Annotated in this window: 20 protein-coding genes; 10 read left to right on the top strand and 10 right to left on the bottom strand. The window is 63.2% G+C overall.

Features of this window, described 5'->3' with window-relative positions; translation table 11 throughout:
• Positions 1-33 precede the first annotated feature (33 nt).
• The 6 genes from IEX88_RS11700 to IEX88_RS11670 all read right to left on the bottom strand — a co-directional run bounded on the left by IEX88_RS11700 (position 34) and on the right by IEX88_RS11670 (position 4202).
• Positions 34-180, bottom strand: coding sequence for a hypothetical protein (locus IEX88_RS11700; RefSeq protein WP_188850815.1), 147 nt, complete (start codon positions 178-180; stop codon positions 34-36).
• Positions 162-392: a hypothetical protein gene (locus IEX88_RS11695; RefSeq protein WP_188850814.1), complete on the bottom strand. Its 231-nt coding sequence runs from the start codon at positions 390-392 to the stop codon at positions 162-164. The genes IEX88_RS11700 and IEX88_RS11695 overlap by 19 nt, the downstream gene beginning before the upstream one ends.
• A gap of 319 nt (positions 393-711) precedes the next feature.
• Positions 712-2727 (bottom strand): DNA cytosine methyltransferase, encoded by a 2016-nt coding sequence (locus tag IEX88_RS11685; protein ID WP_188850812.1) that lies wholly within the window; start codon positions 2725-2727, stop codon positions 712-714.
• Between the two features lie 142 nt (positions 2728-2869).
• Positions 2870-3043: a hypothetical protein gene (locus tag IEX88_RS11680; protein ID WP_188850811.1), complete on the bottom strand. Its 174-nt coding sequence runs from the start codon at positions 3041-3043 to the stop codon at positions 2870-2872.
• 62 nt (positions 3044-3105) lie between these two features.
• Positions 3106-3813, bottom strand: coding sequence for a hypothetical protein (locus IEX88_RS11675; RefSeq protein ID WP_188850810.1), 708 nt, complete (start codon positions 3811-3813; stop codon positions 3106-3108).
• A 44-nt stretch (positions 3814-3857) separates the two neighbouring features.
• Entirely contained in the window at positions 3858-4202 is a 345-nt protein-coding gene (locus IEX88_RS11670) for a hypothetical protein (protein ID WP_188850809.1), read from the bottom strand.
• 477 nt (positions 4203-4679) lie between these two features.
• Here IEX88_RS11670 and IEX88_RS11665 point away from each other — a divergent pair, with 477 nt between their 5' ends.
• The 3 genes from IEX88_RS11665 to IEX88_RS11655 all read left to right on the top strand — a co-directional run bounded on the left by IEX88_RS11665 (position 4680) and on the right by IEX88_RS11655 (position 6148).
• Positions 4680-4922, top strand: coding sequence for a hypothetical protein (locus tag IEX88_RS11665; RefSeq protein ID WP_188850808.1), 243 nt, complete (start codon positions 4680-4682; stop codon positions 4920-4922).
• 119 nt (positions 4923-5041) lie between these two features.
• Positions 5042-5500 carry a hypothetical protein gene (locus tag IEX88_RS11660; RefSeq protein WP_188850807.1) on the top strand — a complete coding sequence of 153 codons (459 nt, stop codon included), beginning with the start codon at positions 5042-5044 and terminating at the stop codon, positions 5498-5500.
• A gap of 69 nt (positions 5501-5569) precedes the next feature.
• Positions 5570-6148, top strand: a complete 579-nt coding sequence (locus IEX88_RS11655; protein ID WP_188850806.1) for a phage tail protein — start codon at positions 5570-5572, stop codon at positions 6146-6148.
• Between the two features lie 454 nt (positions 6149-6602).
• Here IEX88_RS11655 and IEX88_RS11650 read toward each other — a convergent pair whose 3' ends face one another.
• From IEX88_RS11650 to IEX88_RS11635, 4 genes are all read right to left on the bottom strand, one after another.
• Positions 6603-6791, bottom strand: a complete 189-nt coding sequence (locus IEX88_RS11650; RefSeq protein WP_188850805.1) for a hypothetical protein — start codon at positions 6789-6791, stop codon at positions 6603-6605.
• Positions 6792-6803: 12 nt separating this feature from the next.
• Positions 6804-7019 carry a hypothetical protein gene (locus IEX88_RS11645; protein ID WP_188850804.1) on the bottom strand — a complete coding sequence of 72 codons (216 nt, stop codon included), beginning with the start codon at positions 7017-7019 and terminating at the stop codon, positions 6804-6806.
• A gap of 50 nt (positions 7020-7069) precedes the next feature.
• Positions 7070-7351 carry a hypothetical protein gene (locus tag IEX88_RS11640; protein ID WP_188850803.1) on the bottom strand — a complete coding sequence of 94 codons (282 nt, stop codon included), beginning with the start codon at positions 7349-7351 and terminating at the stop codon, positions 7070-7072.
• A gap of 163 nt (positions 7352-7514) precedes the next feature.
• Positions 7515-8192, bottom strand: coding sequence for a DUF3489 domain-containing protein (locus IEX88_RS11635; protein WP_188850802.1), 678 nt, complete (start codon positions 8190-8192; stop codon positions 7515-7517).
• 81 nt (positions 8193-8273) lie between these two features.
• Here IEX88_RS11635 and IEX88_RS11630 point away from each other — a divergent pair, with 81 nt between their 5' ends.
• From IEX88_RS11630 to IEX88_RS11600, 7 genes are all read left to right on the top strand, one after another.
• Positions 8274-8804 (top strand): hypothetical protein, encoded by a 531-nt coding sequence (locus IEX88_RS11630; protein WP_188850801.1) that lies wholly within the window; start codon positions 8274-8276, stop codon positions 8802-8804.
• A gap of 20 nt (positions 8805-8824) precedes the next feature.
• Positions 8825-10798, top strand: a complete 1974-nt coding sequence (locus IEX88_RS11625) for a phage terminase large subunit family protein (protein ID WP_188851282.1) — start codon at positions 8825-8827, stop codon at positions 10796-10798.
• 15 nt (positions 10799-10813) lie between these two features.
• Positions 10814-11029: a phage head-tail joining protein gene (locus IEX88_RS11620; RefSeq protein ID WP_188850800.1), complete on the top strand. Its 216-nt coding sequence runs from the start codon at positions 10814-10816 to the stop codon at positions 11027-11029.
• On the top strand, positions 11029-12609 hold the full coding sequence (locus IEX88_RS11615) for a phage portal protein (RefSeq protein ID WP_188850799.1): 1581 nt from the start codon (positions 11029-11031) through the stop codon (positions 12607-12609). The genes IEX88_RS11620 and IEX88_RS11615 overlap by 1 nt, the downstream gene beginning before the upstream one ends.
• Complete coding sequence (locus IEX88_RS11610) at positions 12599-13993, top strand: S49 family peptidase (protein WP_188850798.1); 1395 nt, start codon at positions 12599-12601, stop codon at positions 13991-13993. Before IEX88_RS11615 ends, IEX88_RS11610 begins: the two co-directional genes overlap by 11 nt.
• Before the next feature lie 22 nt (positions 13994-14015).
• A complete protein-coding gene (locus IEX88_RS11605; protein WP_188850797.1) occupies positions 14016-14369 on the top strand; it encodes a head decoration protein in 354 nt (117 codons plus the stop codon).
• Positions 14370-14393: 24 nt separating this feature from the next.
• On the top strand, positions 14394-14769 hold a 376-nt coding region (locus tag IEX88_RS11600), incomplete at its 3' end, for a major capsid protein (protein ID WP_188850796.1).

Raw genomic sequence — 14769 nt, 5'->3', positions numbered from 1 at the left:
GCCGGCCGTCGTCTCAAGGAAGCCGACGCCGTCCTAATAGCTCGCCGTGACGAGGGCAGCGCCTTTCTGGCCGGACTGGCGCCACTCGATGTTCACCGCGTCGATGAGCGACTGAATGAATTTCGTCTCGTTCGCATAGGCCGATGAGTAGCGGTCGGCGATCAGGACGCGCGTGAGCATCGTAGGGCCGGCCGCCGCGCGACCTCTGCGCGGATGAGCATGTCGTCCACAGCGATCGTCATGGCCTGGGTGTGGGACAGGCCCGCTCGACGGTTGCGCCAGAAACAGGCAGCGGCGAATTCGTCGAGGGTGTTGAAGCTGGCTTGCTGGCGGGCTGTGAAGCGCGGGACGAAGGTGGCATTTTTGGCAGGCCGGCGGCTCTGCGACTGCATCCCCTCAACCATCCTTGTCGAGACGGACGAGGGCGCGGCTGTTCCAGCCTCGGTCCGCGTCATCTGCAACCAGCAAGCCGTCAGGGCCGCGTGCCCTACAGGATCGACACTGAACCCAATGAGTTTTCGGCCACGACTTCCGGCCGCGTCGACATGGCTCTCCGCCACAGTATGGGCACGGCAGGAGCGCGTCGGGTTTGTTAGCCATGGGACTTCTCCTGTGCAGCGAGGGCGTGCCATTCACCTGCGCCGAAGCCGGATCATAGGTGCCGAACGGACTATTGCTGGTCATGCTGAATTCCTTGTTATGATGAGGCGCTTATGCGGCCTTGGCCATTCGGTCTTCGCGGAGATGGCCGGCATTGGCGGCAGCGAGCGCAGCGGCCAGCGGCGGGCAAACACTGTTGCCGCAGCATGAGATTTGATCGGCCTTCGACAGGAACTTTGTCCTGCCAGTCTCTGGGTCGAAAAAGCTGATGCCGTCGATGATGTAGCCGCGCGGAAAGCCCTGCGCGTTGAACAGCTCGCGCGGCGTCAGCATCCGCAAGCCGATGTCGGTGATGACGTAGGTGACGCCTTCGATGCGGACCGTCACCAGCCCGAAGCGGTCGCGCGTAGTCACCGTGCCGAACGGGTCGTCGACTACCTGACCGTCGCCGGTGCCGTAGTGTTTCACCATGAAGGCCGCGACGAGTGCCGCGTGCCCGCCGCCCCTCTCGCCTGAAGTAGTGATCGTCGGCGCAGGGTTGCTGAGGTCACCTCCGCTGGCGGTTTTGTTTGAGCCGTAGGGCTGCGACAGATGCGCAGCGACCACTCCCTGCTGCGATCCAGAAGCGGTAATGGTCGAAATCGGCCGGTCCGCTGGCTGGCCCGGATTGACGCCCCCGGCGCGGCGGCTATCGTTGTTGTGCTGTGCCATGAAGGCGGCGATCAGCATCGACTTGTTGACTTCTGTCGCAGCCGGCGCCGGCGCATTGACCCCCTGACCCACGCTGGCGCCGAACTGACGGGAAATATGTGCGGCGACGAGGGCGTGTTTGACGCCACCGGCGACGACTGTGCCAAGCGGGGCCTCGATGTCGAGCGACCGCGGCTCTTGCCCCTCGCGTTCGCCATAGCCACTCTGGATCAGCGTCGGGGCGACAAGAGCCACCTCTCCGCCGTTCGCCGTCGTGACAGTCCGCATAGGATCTTCGGCGCTATAGGTCCGGACGTCACCGGTATGCGTGATCGGCACTAAGTGCGGCGCGATAATACCGAGCGGCGCCGCCCCGCCTGGCCGCTTGATGAAGCTGTTGGCGGTGACAGTCGGCATCGGCGGGTCCATCGGACTGCCGGTCGAGCCCGTCTGGAATTTGATGACGCTTGGTGCGACGATGCATGCATCCGCCTTCGCCGTCATCGTCTGCACCGGTCGCTCGACGGACCGCTCGCGGGATTGCCCCATGCGCCCGCCGCATCCGACGATGAACGGCTTAGCGCTGTCCAACACGTAGCGCTGCGTTCCGCGCTGCACCCGAGCCATGGTGGCCGGCGCCAGCGGGCGCACCGCACGAACGCCGTGCTTCGCCTTGATCTCTTGGCTCGTCTCGAAGATGGACGGGCAGGGGAGTGACCAGTCGATGATGCTCGCGGCAGTCAACCACGGCAGCTTGCGACCGGTGATGACATCCGGATCTGTCGGCTTGCCATGTGTCGGCTCCGGCCAGACAATCGGGAGGCCGTCGCGCCTGGCGATGAGGAACAGCCGCTTGCGCGTCGTCGGCGCCCCATAGTTGGCGGCGATCAGCTGGCGATATTCGAGCTTGTAGCCGCAGCGCTTGAGGTCACGGACCCACTTCTTGAAGGTCTCGCCCTTGCGCTCGAGGCAGGGAATCCATTTGTCCGAGCCGGGGAAGGTCTCGACGAGCGGTCCCCAATCCTGAAACTCTTCGACGTTCTCAAGGATGATGACGCCGGGCCTCGCACGCTTCGCCCATAGTACGACCGTCCAGGCGAGGTCGCGGACGTTCCGCTTCACCGGCTTGCCGCCCTTGGCCTTGCTGAAATGTTTGCAGTCCGGCGAGAACCAGGCGAGCCCGACCTCGCGGTTGCCAATTTCCTGTAGAGGGTCGACCTGCCAGATGTTCTTGGACAGATGCCGCGTCTCAGGATGGTTCGCCTCATGCATGGCGAGCGCCGCGGCGTTGTGGTTGATGGCGATGTCCGGCGAGCGGCCGAGCGCCATCTCAATCCCCGTCGAAGCCCCGCCGCCACCGGCGAAGCTGTCTACGATGAGCGGGCGGACCTTGGGGGATTTGGCGGTGGCGGCGAAGTCGAGAAAGTGCGCCGTCACCAGCCCATCCCCCTCAACGCCGCAACCATGATCCCGAACGCCGTTCCGCAAGCGAAGCCGACCGCGACCGCGCCGAGCAGGAGCTTCAACCGCTCGACCTCGGCTCTATCCGCGCAATAGAGCGGGCTTGTCCGCGTCGCGCTCAAAGCCGGTCACCGCGCGCTGCGACAGTCAGGTCGTGGTCGAGGGCCGCCAGGGAGGCCGCGCCGATGCCTGCGACCATCATGAAGACGGCGGCGAGGGCGCAGAGATCTTTGACGAGGCTGCCACGGTTCGGGCGCGGCGGCGAAGGCCAGTATTCGAGGTGAGAGCGCATGATGATGTTCCGTTGACGATTTGCAAACGTAGTGGCCGAGCAGAGGCGGATGCGGGGAGGCGCTAGTAGTCGCCGAAGGACGTGTCGAAATCGTCCTCGCCGCCGTCGATGATAACCTTGCCGCCGCAGGCATAGGCGACGAAAACCATGCGCTGATATTTCGGCAGATGGCCCATGACGATCGTCGTCTTGGCGTCCTTGCGGTCGACGAAGAGGCTGTAGATCTCGCCAGCCGAGTTCAGGCCGAAGCGCAGGGCGCAATCGTACTTCGATCGTTTCGCGCCGAAGGGGTCTTTCCGCTCTTCCTCGGGGTCGAGATACACCGTCTTGTAGCCGGGGACGGCGTCGCTCTCTTCGATGATGAGAGTTGCGCTGGTGCCGAAGCGGTCTTCGATGTTTTCGTCTTCCTTCATTGCGCCGACGATATCGGACAGTTTGACCTCGGCTGGCGCCGTGGACAGGATTTCGGTCATCTCTGCCGCGAGCCGCTCATTGACCAGCGGTGTCAGGATTGCATCCATCTTTTGGCGCAGGACGGCCATGACCATCGTGCCGTAGGCCGGAACATCGAGCGGGGCGGTCAGCTCGAGCGACTTGGCGACGGCGGCCTCGATCTGCTTTCCGACGTGTCCATAGCTGCGCATGGCGCTGCTGACGGCGTCCTCAATCACCTTGCCGATGTTCTTCTCGACGATGATGCGAACGTTTTCCTGGCTGCCCTGGCGGGCGACTTCGGCGACGATGAAGTCGGATAGGGTCTGTGCTTCCACGTGAATGATCCTTGTGATGACGATTTGCAAACGCTCGGGACGGGCTATTTGGCGAAAATGGCCCCGGTGACGGGGAAAGCGCCGGCAGCATCCGCCGGGCAGATGTCGAGGAAGTAGTCCTCGTCGCCTTCCCACTCAGGGTCGCCGCGAAGGTCGCACATCCAGAAGTGCTCGACCTTGATGCCCTCTGGCAGGTGACGACCCAAGAGCGTTGCAGAGGCGACAGCGAATGTCTCGCCGAGATCCGTTTCTCGATCCTTCGCCATCTCGCTGACGAAGCTGGCGACGGCGAGAGCACAAGAGCGTCCATGCTCACGAAGGTCGACGTGCCCATCGCAATAGACGCAAACAGGATCGCCATCCTCGTCGATGACCTGGGTGAATTCCATTTGCGCCCTCCTGACCGATGTCATCCGATATACGCGCCACGCATAGCGTTGTCAAATTGCAAACGTTGTGGCAGTCGATTTGGCACCGTGCCTACGCGGGCTCATCTGGCCGCTTTCGGAACTTAAAAGAATACGAACGTAAAAAATACGGCAAAAAATACACCTAACGCGCTGATTTCGCTGTTCAGTATTTCAGTATCTTTCTATGCGGACGGACCGAGAGAGATAGACATGCATGCGCGCCATGCACACGACAGGCATGCGCAGACAGGCACACCTATTATTATTATTTTCCTTATGAAATAAATATAATAATATAGGTCGAATGCTTTCAATGACTTAGGTGTATGCCGGTGAGTATCTCGGGCCGAAATTAGTATTTCCCGGCCCTGAAGGCCTGCAACTGCGGTGTATGTTGACGCGAAGCGTCATTCTATGGCACAATAAGTTTGCAACCAGCAAATCATAGGAGCGGTCATGCACCTGCTGCGCAACGATATCCCCATTCCTGGCGACGAGCGGCCTCGTCGAGACACGAACGGCCCTTGGCGCACCATGGCGGTGGGCGAAAGCTTCTTCATGCGGAAGGCCAAGTCCGCTGAGGCCGGTTGCTACTACCGTAACTCGCAGGAAGACGGACGGCGGTTCACCTGGCAGGAGCGGACGGAAGAGGTCGACGGCGAACAGGTCCGCGGTGCTCGCGTTTGGCGGACTGCTTAGCGGGATGTTGCAATTGACGTTTTGCAAACACTGAGCGATGTCTGCTATCGAAAACACACCATCGCACACGAATGCCAACGAAAGCATTCGAGCGCACATCGCTAATAAGGGTCCGCAAGATGTCCGATGAGATCAAGCGCAGCGTCAACGTCGCCGTCGATGGCAAGCCCAAGCAGTTCAGCCCCGGCCCCGTTCCGGAAGGCACGTCGTCCGAGGTGGTCGAGCGCCTTCGTCGCGCTGGCGCCTTCGGCGAAAAGCCCATGGCATCGCAGGGCGGCGCTGGCACTCTCGAGATGTCCGGCCTCAACCCCGTCACCTCGACTGTCACTGCCGACCTCGTCTCCGGCGAATCCAGCGACTATGCCGACGTCCGTTCCACCGAGACCGAACGTGAAACTGCTGCCGAAGCCGATGGCGGCGGCGAAATTGGCGCCCTTGGCAACACCGGCGAAGTCGTCGACCTCGATGGCATGACCCGCGAAGAGCTGGAAACGCACGCCGCGTCCAAGGGCATCAACATCGAAGGCGCACGGACCAAGAGCGACGTCCGCGCTGCGATGGACGCTGCGTCCGCGTAACCGTCCAGGCACTGCCGCGCATATCGAGCCGTCGAGGTCAGCCTCGGCGGCTTTTTCTTTGGAGCGATCATGTTCGACATCAAAGCCCAATGGCGCACGAAAGACCTGCGGCGCTACCTCGACCACCTTAAGGCGCCGCGGCTCAATCAGGCGCTATCGAAGGCGACGAATGACACGGCAAGGCAGGTTGAGAAGGTCGCCGAGCGCATCGTCGCTTCTCGCCTGTCCTTGGAGGCCAAGCGCGTCCGCAAGGGCATCTACATCCGTCCAGCATCGACACCGAAGACGCTGACGGCCACCATTCGTGGATCTACGTCCGAGGTCCCGCTCAAGGTCTTCAGAGCCAAGGAGGTGCCAGGCGGCACGGTGGCGACGATATGGGGTGCCAAGCAGTTCCATCCCGACGCCTTCATCAAGGGCGGCATCTTCGGCAAGAAGCGGGTGGATATCGGCATGGGTGGCCATGTGTTTGTTCGGAAGGGCGCGCCTCGTCTGCCCATCAAGAAGGCCAAGGGTGCGAGCATTGGCGAGGCCATGAACGAGGGGGCGGTATCGGTCGCCATCGAGCGCAATGCCGACAAGATGCTGGCGGCGAACGTCCTGCGGCAGCTAGACCGGTACACGCGCAAGGCGCGAGGCGCGTTCTAGGCCTTGATAGTCGCTTCAAGTAGTACCAAGATTAGAAAAGTTATGAGGGCAAACCCTGTTTCCTGCTCGATTTTTCGAGGCGGTGAGACCGATCGAGGGCAGGATCGGTCAATTTCAACCAGAAAGGATGGAAATTGTTCGAAATATGTCAAATTTCGGCATCAATGCAGCCGATTGCGTGGCATTTCGGCACTGACTCCACCCCGCTTTGGGTCCTCCCCTGGGGTGGCGGGTATGCGGGGGACAAGACTGGCGCAGGCTTTCGCTAGTGACAGAACAATACAAATGCTACGCAATACTATGCGATACGCGTTAATGTACATGGCTTCGATGACTGCTGCGGCGGTGCGTTCCAATCTACATCGATAGCCGAGAGTTTATGGCCGTCGATCAATCCAAGTGATGCAGTTTTCAGCCGGGCTTGATCCTGATAAACTACGCGCCAAGTCGAAGATCAATCGCCGCATACCTTGCGTGGGCCGTTGGCGTCGAACTCATCGGTGGCGGCCTCGTCGGCCTGACGCTTCTCGGCTTCGCGTCGGCGATCGTCCTCGGCCATAGCCTCCTCTTCCCTGGCGGACTGATAGACCTCGTCCGCCCAATCATCCTTGCTCGCGAACCCTCTATAAAGTCGGCGCGTCATTGATCTTGATCCTCAGAAGCGCATGCGGGCGAAGTGCCGGTCGATGCCTTGGACGCCATGGCTGCCGGGTTCGAACTCGTCGTAGCCGGCTGGACGCGCCAGGCGGACCGCGGGCTCGTCGAAGCTGATGCCGTTCTTCTTGGCGAAGTCGGCGATGTTCTGCCGAGTGGTGCCGAGAAGAACCGCCGTCTCCTTCCGGGTAAGGCCGATCTCGATGGCGCCGCGCACTTGGACTCTGCGAGCGGCAGTTGTGGCGCTCGGCCACCACAGGCGGCGGCTCATGCCGACACCAGAGCGAGGGCGGCGCGGCCGGCGTCGGTGATGCGGCAGCATGCGACGAAGCCGGCGTCCGTCAGCCACGCCAGTTCGGCCTTCGTGATGGTCGCCTGTTCGGGTTCCGTGCCTCCTCGCATCGCTTGGAAGTGTGTCCACTGCGAAGGGTGGCCGTGCGCTACCGTCAGCTTGCCAGCCGCCGAGTGCTGCATCCACCCGAACCATTCCGGTGGACGTTGAGAGCCCAGCAACGCGAGAAACGAATGTTGATCTTTTGTCATCATCATGGCCGTGGCTTTTCATTCGGCTCCGGCTTGGACCCCTCGTTGAAGCGGTCGCGAGAGTCTACGGAGTTCTGGACCATGCCGGTTGTGAACCATCCGCATGGCTTGCAGCCCCACGCGAGATTGTCGTCCCATAGGACATGACTTCGGCATTGAGGGCAGGGCATCACGCCGCTCCCATCATATACCGGGCGGGCTTGCCCTTGACGGACCGGATGTCGTGACCGCGCTTGCGAAGGGTGCCGGCGATGTAGCCGCGCAGCGTGTGCCGCTGCCAACCCGTCGCGGTGAGGATGTCATCGACCAACGCGCCGCCAGGCCGCGACACAAGGGCGACGATGATGGCCGCTCGCGATGGGCCACGCGCCACCTTCTCAGGATCAACTTTGTTGCCGAAGCGGTCCCTCTTCCCGGTGGCCTTCTCTTCCTCGACGCGGGCGCGACGCTCGGCCCGGCGCGCTTCGATTTCCTCGGCGCTCGATCGCGTCGGAGGGATCGCGCGGACGGCCGACATGAGGTCGGCGCCGGCAAGGGGTTTCGGCTTGGCCGGCAGGTCGGTTGGTTTCGGCTTGGTCGGCGCGACGGGCGCCGGCTTGGGCAGAGCCACGACGGGCTCGGCGCGGACGTACGCTTCGGCACGCGCCGCGTCGGCCGCCTCGGCTGTCTCGGCGTCGACTGCCGGCCACCATCCGCCACCCTCGGCCTCCCATGGTTCTGCCGGCGTCAGTCCGGGGATGCGATCCGCCAGCTTGCGGGCGGCCCTCTTGGCATTCGACTTCACCGTATGCGCTTTCACGCCAGCCTCCTTCGATTGCAAATAGCTATTGATGATGACATTTTGCAAACGTAGGCGTAACACAGCGATATGCGCGACGCATAGAGGAAAAGATCAATGGGAGCGGCTTTGATACGGCAGGGGATGAGCGTGCGCGCCTTCGCCAAGTCGGTCGGCGTCAACGAGGCGGCCATCCGGCAGGCGGTGCAGAATGGCCGGCTCGCCGATGCCGTGTTCGGCGATGGTAGCCTCGACGAGGTTGCAGCTCGCGTCCTCTGGCTCAAGACGACGAATACGTCGCGGCAGAAATCACCGGCGCCGCGGTCGAAGCTGGCCGGTGATGCCGACCGCGCGCGCGGGATCAACGATGTCAAATTCGACAAACTCGAGGTCGAGCTAGAGAAAGCCCGCCTCGACCTGGCGGAACAGAAACGGACGTCGATCCCGTACGCCTCGGCGCGCAAGTCTCTAGCGGGATTCATGCGTCTCTACCGTGACATCTGCCTGCAGTTCGCCGTGCGGCATGGGCCGGCAATTGCGGCCGAGGTCGGATGCGAGGAAGGGCCATTGATCGCCGCTCTATCGGCGCACATGCGGCACGCGCTCAATGAAGCCGCCAGCAATCCGCGCCCATTTCCGAAGGTGGCTGAGGTCGTGGTTCCGGCCGAGGAAGACGAGTGAACGCGCACGTCATGCTGACGATGGACCCGTCCATCGGCCTTTTGTCCGAATGTCTTGCGGGTTCGTTCCGGCCCGATCCGCCGCTAATGGTGTCGGAGTGGGCTGACAAGAACCGCATGCTCGCGTCCGTATCCTCGGCCGAGCCGGGCCGCTGGCGAACCAGCCGGACGCCATATCTCCGCGAGATCATGGATTGCCTCTCGGCGTATTCGCCCGTCGAAGAGGTGGCGGTGATGAAGGGCGTGCAGGTCGGCATGTCGGAGGCGGCGTTCAATTTCGTCGGCTATGCCATCCATCACAACCCCGGTCCCATGATGTACGTCATGCCGACCGAAGGGATGATGAAGAAGTTTTCCAAGACGCGTATCGATCCGATGATCGAGGCGTGTCCAGCATTGCGCGAGCGAGTGAAGCCGGCCCGCGCGCGAGATAGCGACAACACCGTCCTACAGAAAGGCTTCGAGGGCGGCGTCCTTATCCTGACTGGCGCGAATTCCGGTTCCGGGTTGCGCGGCCTGCCTGTTGGCAAACTCGTGCTCGATGAGGTCGATGGCTACCCTGTCAGCGCCGACGACGATGGCGACCCGGTGACGCTGGCAACCGACCGAACCTCCACGTTCAAAGGCCGAAAGAAAATCTTCAAGCTGTCGACGCCGACGCTGAAAGAGACGAGCCGCATCGGCAAGGCATACCGCGAAGGCGATCAACGCCGCTACATGGTGGCTTGCGAGGGCTGCGGCGCTCGGCAGCCCATCACATGGGACCGGATCAAATGGGAACCGGGCAAGCCCGAGACGGCGGCGTTTGTTTGCGCATCGCATGATCCCGAGACCGGGGAGCTGTGCGAGCACCGCCATCCCGAGCACCGCAAGACTGCCTTGCTAGCTGGCGGCGTCTGGACGGCGACCGCGACATCGACCCGGCCACGGATGAGGAGTTATCACCTCAGCGCGCTCTACTCGCCCTGGTACACATGGGGTGAGTGCGCGTTTCGGTTCATCGGCGCCAAGGATGATCCGTCACGGCTGCAGCCGTTCGTCAACAACATCCTCGGCGAGGAATGGGAGGATATCGGCGGCGAGCGGATCGACCCCGGTTCGCTGATGGCGTTGCGGGAAGTCTACAGTGACGTGCCGGCGCGTGCCGCTTTGCTTACGGCCGGAGTAGACGTGCAGCCAGATCGGCTTGAGGCGGAAGTCGTCGCATGGGGGAAGGACGAGGAGTCGTGGTCGGTCGACTACCAGATATTCCCTGGCGACCCGAACGACCTCGAGGTCTGGGATGCCCTCGACGACTACCTGTCAAAGCGGTGGCCGCATCCGGGCTTTGAGAATGGGATGCCCATCACGGCTGTCGCCATCGACACCGGCGGTGCGAACACGCAAGCGGCTTACCGGTTTATCCGACCGCGGGAAGGGCGACGGATATGGGGCATCAAGGGGTATGCGGGCCGGCGCGCGGTGTGGCCGCGCAAGCCGTCGCGGAACAATAAGGGCAAGATCAACCTCTATCCCATCGGCGTCGACAGCGCGAAGGAGGTCGTCATCGCGCGCTTGTCGAAGGTTGGTCCGGACGCCTCCGGTGCCGGCGCCTGCCATTTCTCTGAGGACGTTTGGGACAAGGACGCTTTCGACCAGCTGACCGTCGAGCGGAAGCGGACGCGCTATGCGAAGGGCTTCCCGATCGTCGAATGGTGGAAGCCGGACGACGCCAGAAACGAGCGCCTCGACTGCCGGGTCTACGCCTATTCCGTTCTGCAGGGCCTCATCGTCATGGGGCTTAACCTCAATATGGAAGCGGGGAGGGTGGCCAACATGGTCCAAGCGCGGGCGAGCGAGGGCGCCGCGGCGGACGGCAAACCGGCGCCGCTGGAAGGCGAGGTCGAGGACTTGGCGCGGAATCGTGGAATCCCCGCGCCGAACTCAGATGCTAAACAGCCGAAGGCAAAGCCTCGGCCGCGGCGCCGCGTCACCGTTTCCCCGTTCATGGGCTAGGCCAAAGGAGTGGGGATGGCCGACACGACCGAACTGCAGGCACAGCGCGCAGCCCTCAAGAAGGCGATGCGCTCGGGCGTCCTCTCGGTTGAGCATGGCGACAAGAGCGTCCGCTACCGCAGCATGAATGAGTTGCGCGCGGCGCTCGCAGACCTCGATGCTGAGATCGAAGTTGCCGCCGGCACTCGCCGCAGCCGCGTCTTCTACCTTTCCAACAGCCGGGGGCTCTGATGGTAGAGAAGCCCCGGTTCCGCGTTCCCGCTGGTTCGAGCCGGACGGCCGGCGCAATGGGCGATCCGTTCAAAGCGCCAGGCAACGGCGCGTCGTCCTTCGAGGCGGCCGGGCAGGGCCGTCGCCTTCGCGGGTTCAATCCATCGCGCAACCACGTCAACGCGGCACTGCAGCGGTCTGGCTCGACCCTCATTGCCCGCGCGCGCTGGCTTTACGAGAACAACGGCTACGCCGGCAACGCAGTCGACGAGTTCACGTCGGCGGCGATCGGTGACGGCATCAAGCCCCGGCCAAAGATCAAGAACAAGGCGCTGCGTTCGGCGCTGATTGATCTGTTCTGGCGCTGGACCGAGGAAGCCGACGCCGATGGCGTGACGGACTTCTACGGCTTGCAGGAGAAGATTGCCCGCGAGGTCTATCTGGCCGGCGAGGGCTTCGTCCGCATTCGCGCGCGCCGTCCCGGTGACATGATGACGGTGCCGTTCCAACTGCAGTTCCTGCCATCGGAAATGCTCGACCCGACATTCAATGCGGTACTGACCAACGGCAGCTACATCCGCGCCGGCATCGAGTTTGACGCCATCGGCCGCCGCGCTGCTTACCATTTCTGGCGGAACCACCCCGGCGACGATCGCCCGTTGAACGGCTCGGCGCTGCGCGACCGCGTGCGCGTGCCTGCGGTCGACGTCATGCACGTCTATGACGGGCGCCAGGGCGGACAGATCCGAGGTGTGCCGCGCGTCGCGCGCGTGCTGGTCAAGCTGTTCGTCCTCGAGAGCTACGACGATGCCGAGCTTGAGCGGAAGCGCTCGGCTGCACTGTTCACCGCGTTCCTTATCGGCCGCGGCGAGAACCCGCTCGGTCCGGTGAATGTTGATAGCGACGGCGTCGAGATCGAGCCTGAGCCGATTGCGCCAATGCAGCCAGGCGCCATTGTCGACCTTGGCGACGACAAAGACGTCCGCTTCTCGACCCCAACCGAAGTCGGCGGAAGCTACGAGTCCTTCCAGTATCGCAACCTGACCCAGATCTGCGCCGGACTCGGCGTGCCATATGCCTACGTCACCGGCGACGTCGCGAAGGGAAACTTCTCGAACGTCCGGACGGACATCATCCGGTTCCGCCGCCGCGTGTCGCAGTGGCAGAACAACGTTATGATCTTCCAAGCGTGTCGCCCGGTGTGGAAGCGGTTTGTCGATCTGGCGGTCATGGGCGGCTTCGTCGACATCGACGACTATGCCGTCAACCCAACACCGTATTGGGCCGTCGATTGGTTGCCGCCGCGGATGGAATGGATTGATCCCGCCAAGGACGTGAAGGCTGAGCGCGAGGCCGTCCGGGCCGGCTTCAAGACGCGGACGCAGGTCGTCGCCGAGCGCGGCTATGACCGCGAGGACGTTGACGCCGAGTTCGCCGATGAACGTGGGCAGGATGTCGACGACCTCGTCTTCGATACCGATGCCGGCGCCGTGTCGGCGAACGGCTCGATGGTGCCCGCCGCCGTGCCGGCCCCGGGTGCCGACGACGAGGAAGACGACGAGGCTCCGGCCAAGACGACAGAGGAAGCCGATGCCGATTGATCTCCCGCACATCGCGTCCCGCGTCTTCGGCACACCGCTCTTGTTGCACCGGGGCAAGCTCGACACGATCCTGTCCGCCATTGGTCCGCGCCTGCTGAACGGGCTTGAGGTCGAGAAGACGGCCGAGGTTGAGAGCTTGCGCAATGAGCGGCGTGAGCGCTCGGCGTTTGTCGGCGCACGCCGGTCGTTCGCCGCGGGTGGCTACCTCGCCGACGATGGCATTGCCGTGCTGCCGATCTACGGCACGCTGATCCGCCGGGGCTCCTGGCTGGACTCGGCGTCCGGTATGACGAGCTACGGTGCGCTGACCGAGGGCGTCACGGACATCATGTCGAGCCCTGAGGTTCGCGGCATGATGCTTGAGATGGACACGCCTGGCGGCGAGGCCGGAGGCGTCTTTGATCTGGCGGACTTCATCCGTACGGCGAGCGAGGCAACCGGCAAGCCTGTGTGGGCTCATGCCAACGAACTGGCGGCCTCGGCGGGCTATGCCATCGCATCGGCCGCATCTCGAATTTGGGTGCCAACCACCGGCGAAGTAGGGTCGATCGGAGTCGTCGGCGCCCATATCGATCAGAGTGCCTACGACGCCAAACTTGGCGTGAAGTGGACGTACATATTCTCAGGTGACCACAAGGTGGACGGCAATTCGCATGAGCCGCTGACGGACCGCGCCGCTACCGAGATCCAGCGGGACGTTGAAGACCTCTACGGAATGTTCGTCGACCTCGTAGCGCGGAATCGTGGAATCACCGTCGAAAAAATCCGTGCTACCAACGCTGACATCTACCGGGGGCGTCGCGCCGTCGATTCAGGACTTGCCGATGATGTCGGCACCTTCGACGACGCGATGGAAGCCTTTGCGGCAAGCATTGACGAATTGCAATCGTCGACCGGCGTTAATGCCAGTTCGTCGACTGTCAGGAGAAGCCTTATGGCCGGACGTTCCGCAACCGCCCCGAAGCCGGGCGCCACCGAGGCGCAGACCGACGACGAGTTCGACAAGAACACGCCGAAGGGCGGCAAGGCCGAGAAGGATGAAGGCAAGGACGACGAAGCCGACGAGGGCAAGGTCGAGCCGGTCAAGGAAAAGGCCGCCGAACCCGACGCTGCCGCGGTTGCCAGCGCCGCCGAGCGCAGGCGTTGCGCCGACCTCAACGCCATTGGCGTCCAGGCGTCGCGCATGGGCGTGAAGTTCGACGTTGGCGCCGCCATCGAAAAGGGCACCAGCCCCGATGCGGCGCGCTCGGCGGTGATGAAGGCCGCGTCGGAAAAGGACGCAGCCGAGACCACCACGCATGTGGCTCCGGCCGGCAAGTCCGGCGGCGGCTCTTCGGCCGAGGGCACAGCCTCGGCTTGGAAGAAGGCAATGAAGCGCCGCTAAGCGGCAACTGAGGGACGGGCGCATGTCGCAGGTTTTGAACGAACGTCGTCGCACTGGCGCGTACATCCGGAGCGAGGCCGCCGACTCTTCGCGGTCGCGCGAGGCCGTCATTTTCGCGGCGGCTGCGGCGATTGTCGCCGGCACCGTCTGCAAGGTGTCAGGCGGCAAGTATGTGCCAATCGGCACCGATGGCACCGGCGCTGTCGCCATCGCCTACGACAATTACGACACCGCGACCGACAAGCGCGGCGTCGCCTCCGTCCGCGACATGGAAGCGAACGGCTACGAACTCGTCTGGCCTGCCGGCATCGGCGCGCCTGCCAAGGCTACTGCAATCGCTGCGCTCGCGGCGGTCGGCATCATCGTTCGCTACTGACGCGGCGCCAGGGGAACTACCACCATGCATATGGACATCTTCAACGACGATGCCTTCTCCGCGGTCAGCATGACGACCGCGCTGGAAGACTTCGACTTCAAGCCGGACCTCATCGGGTCGATGAACCTTTTCGAGGATGTCCCGATTGCCACCACACATGTGTCGGTCGAGCGCCAGGGCAACCACCTTGCGCTCATCCCGACCACGCCCCGCGGCGCGCCCATCAACGAGGGTGTGCGCGATCGGCGTAACCTGCGCAGCTACGAGACCAGCCGCATTGCCAAGGGCATGACGATGTGTCAACGGCGGAGCAATTCCAGGCCAGTGTGGCGGAGTAAAACCAGGCCACGCGTCCGAGAGGGCACGACACAGGAAAGGGCCCGATCGGGCCCTTTCCTGT

Origin of the sequence: Aureimonas glaciei, from assembly GCF_014643375.1 — a bacterium.
GTDB lineage: Bacteria > Pseudomonadota > Alphaproteobacteria > Rhizobiales > Rhizobiaceae > Plantimonas > Plantimonas glaciei.
This window is presented reverse-complemented; position numbering and strand designations above follow the sequence as displayed.

Bases quoted from the DNA above. Each gene is read 5' to 3' on its own strand.
- IEX88_RS11700 (WP_188850815.1), bottom strand. From the start codon at position 180: ATGCTCACGCGCGTCCTGATCGCCGACCGCTACTCATCGGCCTATGCG.
- IEX88_RS11695 (WP_188850814.1), bottom strand. From the start codon at position 392: ATGCAGTCGCAGAGCCGCCGGCCTGCCAAAAATGCCACCTTCGTCCCG.
- IEX88_RS11680 (WP_188850811.1), bottom strand. From the start codon at position 3,043: ATGCGCTCTCACCTCGAATACTGGCCTTCGCCGCCGCGCCCGAACCGT.
- IEX88_RS11670 (WP_188850809.1), bottom strand. From the start codon at position 4,202: ATGGAATTCACCCAGGTCATCGACGAGGATGGCGATCCTGTTTGCGTC.
- IEX88_RS11665 (WP_188850808.1), top strand. From the start codon at position 4,680: ATGCACCTGCTGCGCAACGATATCCCCATTCCTGGCGACGAGCGGCCT.
- IEX88_RS11660 (WP_188850807.1), top strand. From the start codon at position 5,042: ATGTCCGATGAGATCAAGCGCAGCGTCAACGTCGCCGTCGATGGCAAG.
- IEX88_RS11655 (WP_188850806.1), top strand. From the start codon at position 5,570: ATGTTCGACATCAAAGCCCAATGGCGCACGAAAGACCTGCGGCGCTAC.
- IEX88_RS11650 (WP_188850805.1), bottom strand. From the start codon at position 6,791: ATGACGCGCCGACTTTATAGAGGGTTCGCGAGCAAGGATGATTGGGCG.
- IEX88_RS11640 (WP_188850803.1), bottom strand. From the start codon at position 7,351: ATGATGATGACAAAAGATCAACATTCGTTTCTCGCGTTGCTGGGCTCT.
- IEX88_RS11625 (WP_188851282.1), top strand. From the start codon at position 8,825: ATGGACCCGTCCATCGGCCTTTTGTCCGAATGTCTTGCGGGTTCGTTC.
- IEX88_RS11620 (WP_188850800.1), top strand. From the start codon at position 10,814: ATGGCCGACACGACCGAACTGCAGGCACAGCGCGCAGCCCTCAAGAAG.
- IEX88_RS11615 (WP_188850799.1), top strand. From the start codon at position 11,029: ATGGTAGAGAAGCCCCGGTTCCGCGTTCCCGCTGGTTCGAGCCGGACG.
- IEX88_RS11610 (WP_188850798.1), top strand. From the start codon at position 12,599: ATGCCGATTGATCTCCCGCACATCGCGTCCCGCGTCTTCGGCACACCG.
- IEX88_RS11605 (WP_188850797.1), top strand. From the start codon at position 14,016: ATGTCGCAGGTTTTGAACGAACGTCGTCGCACTGGCGCGTACATCCGG.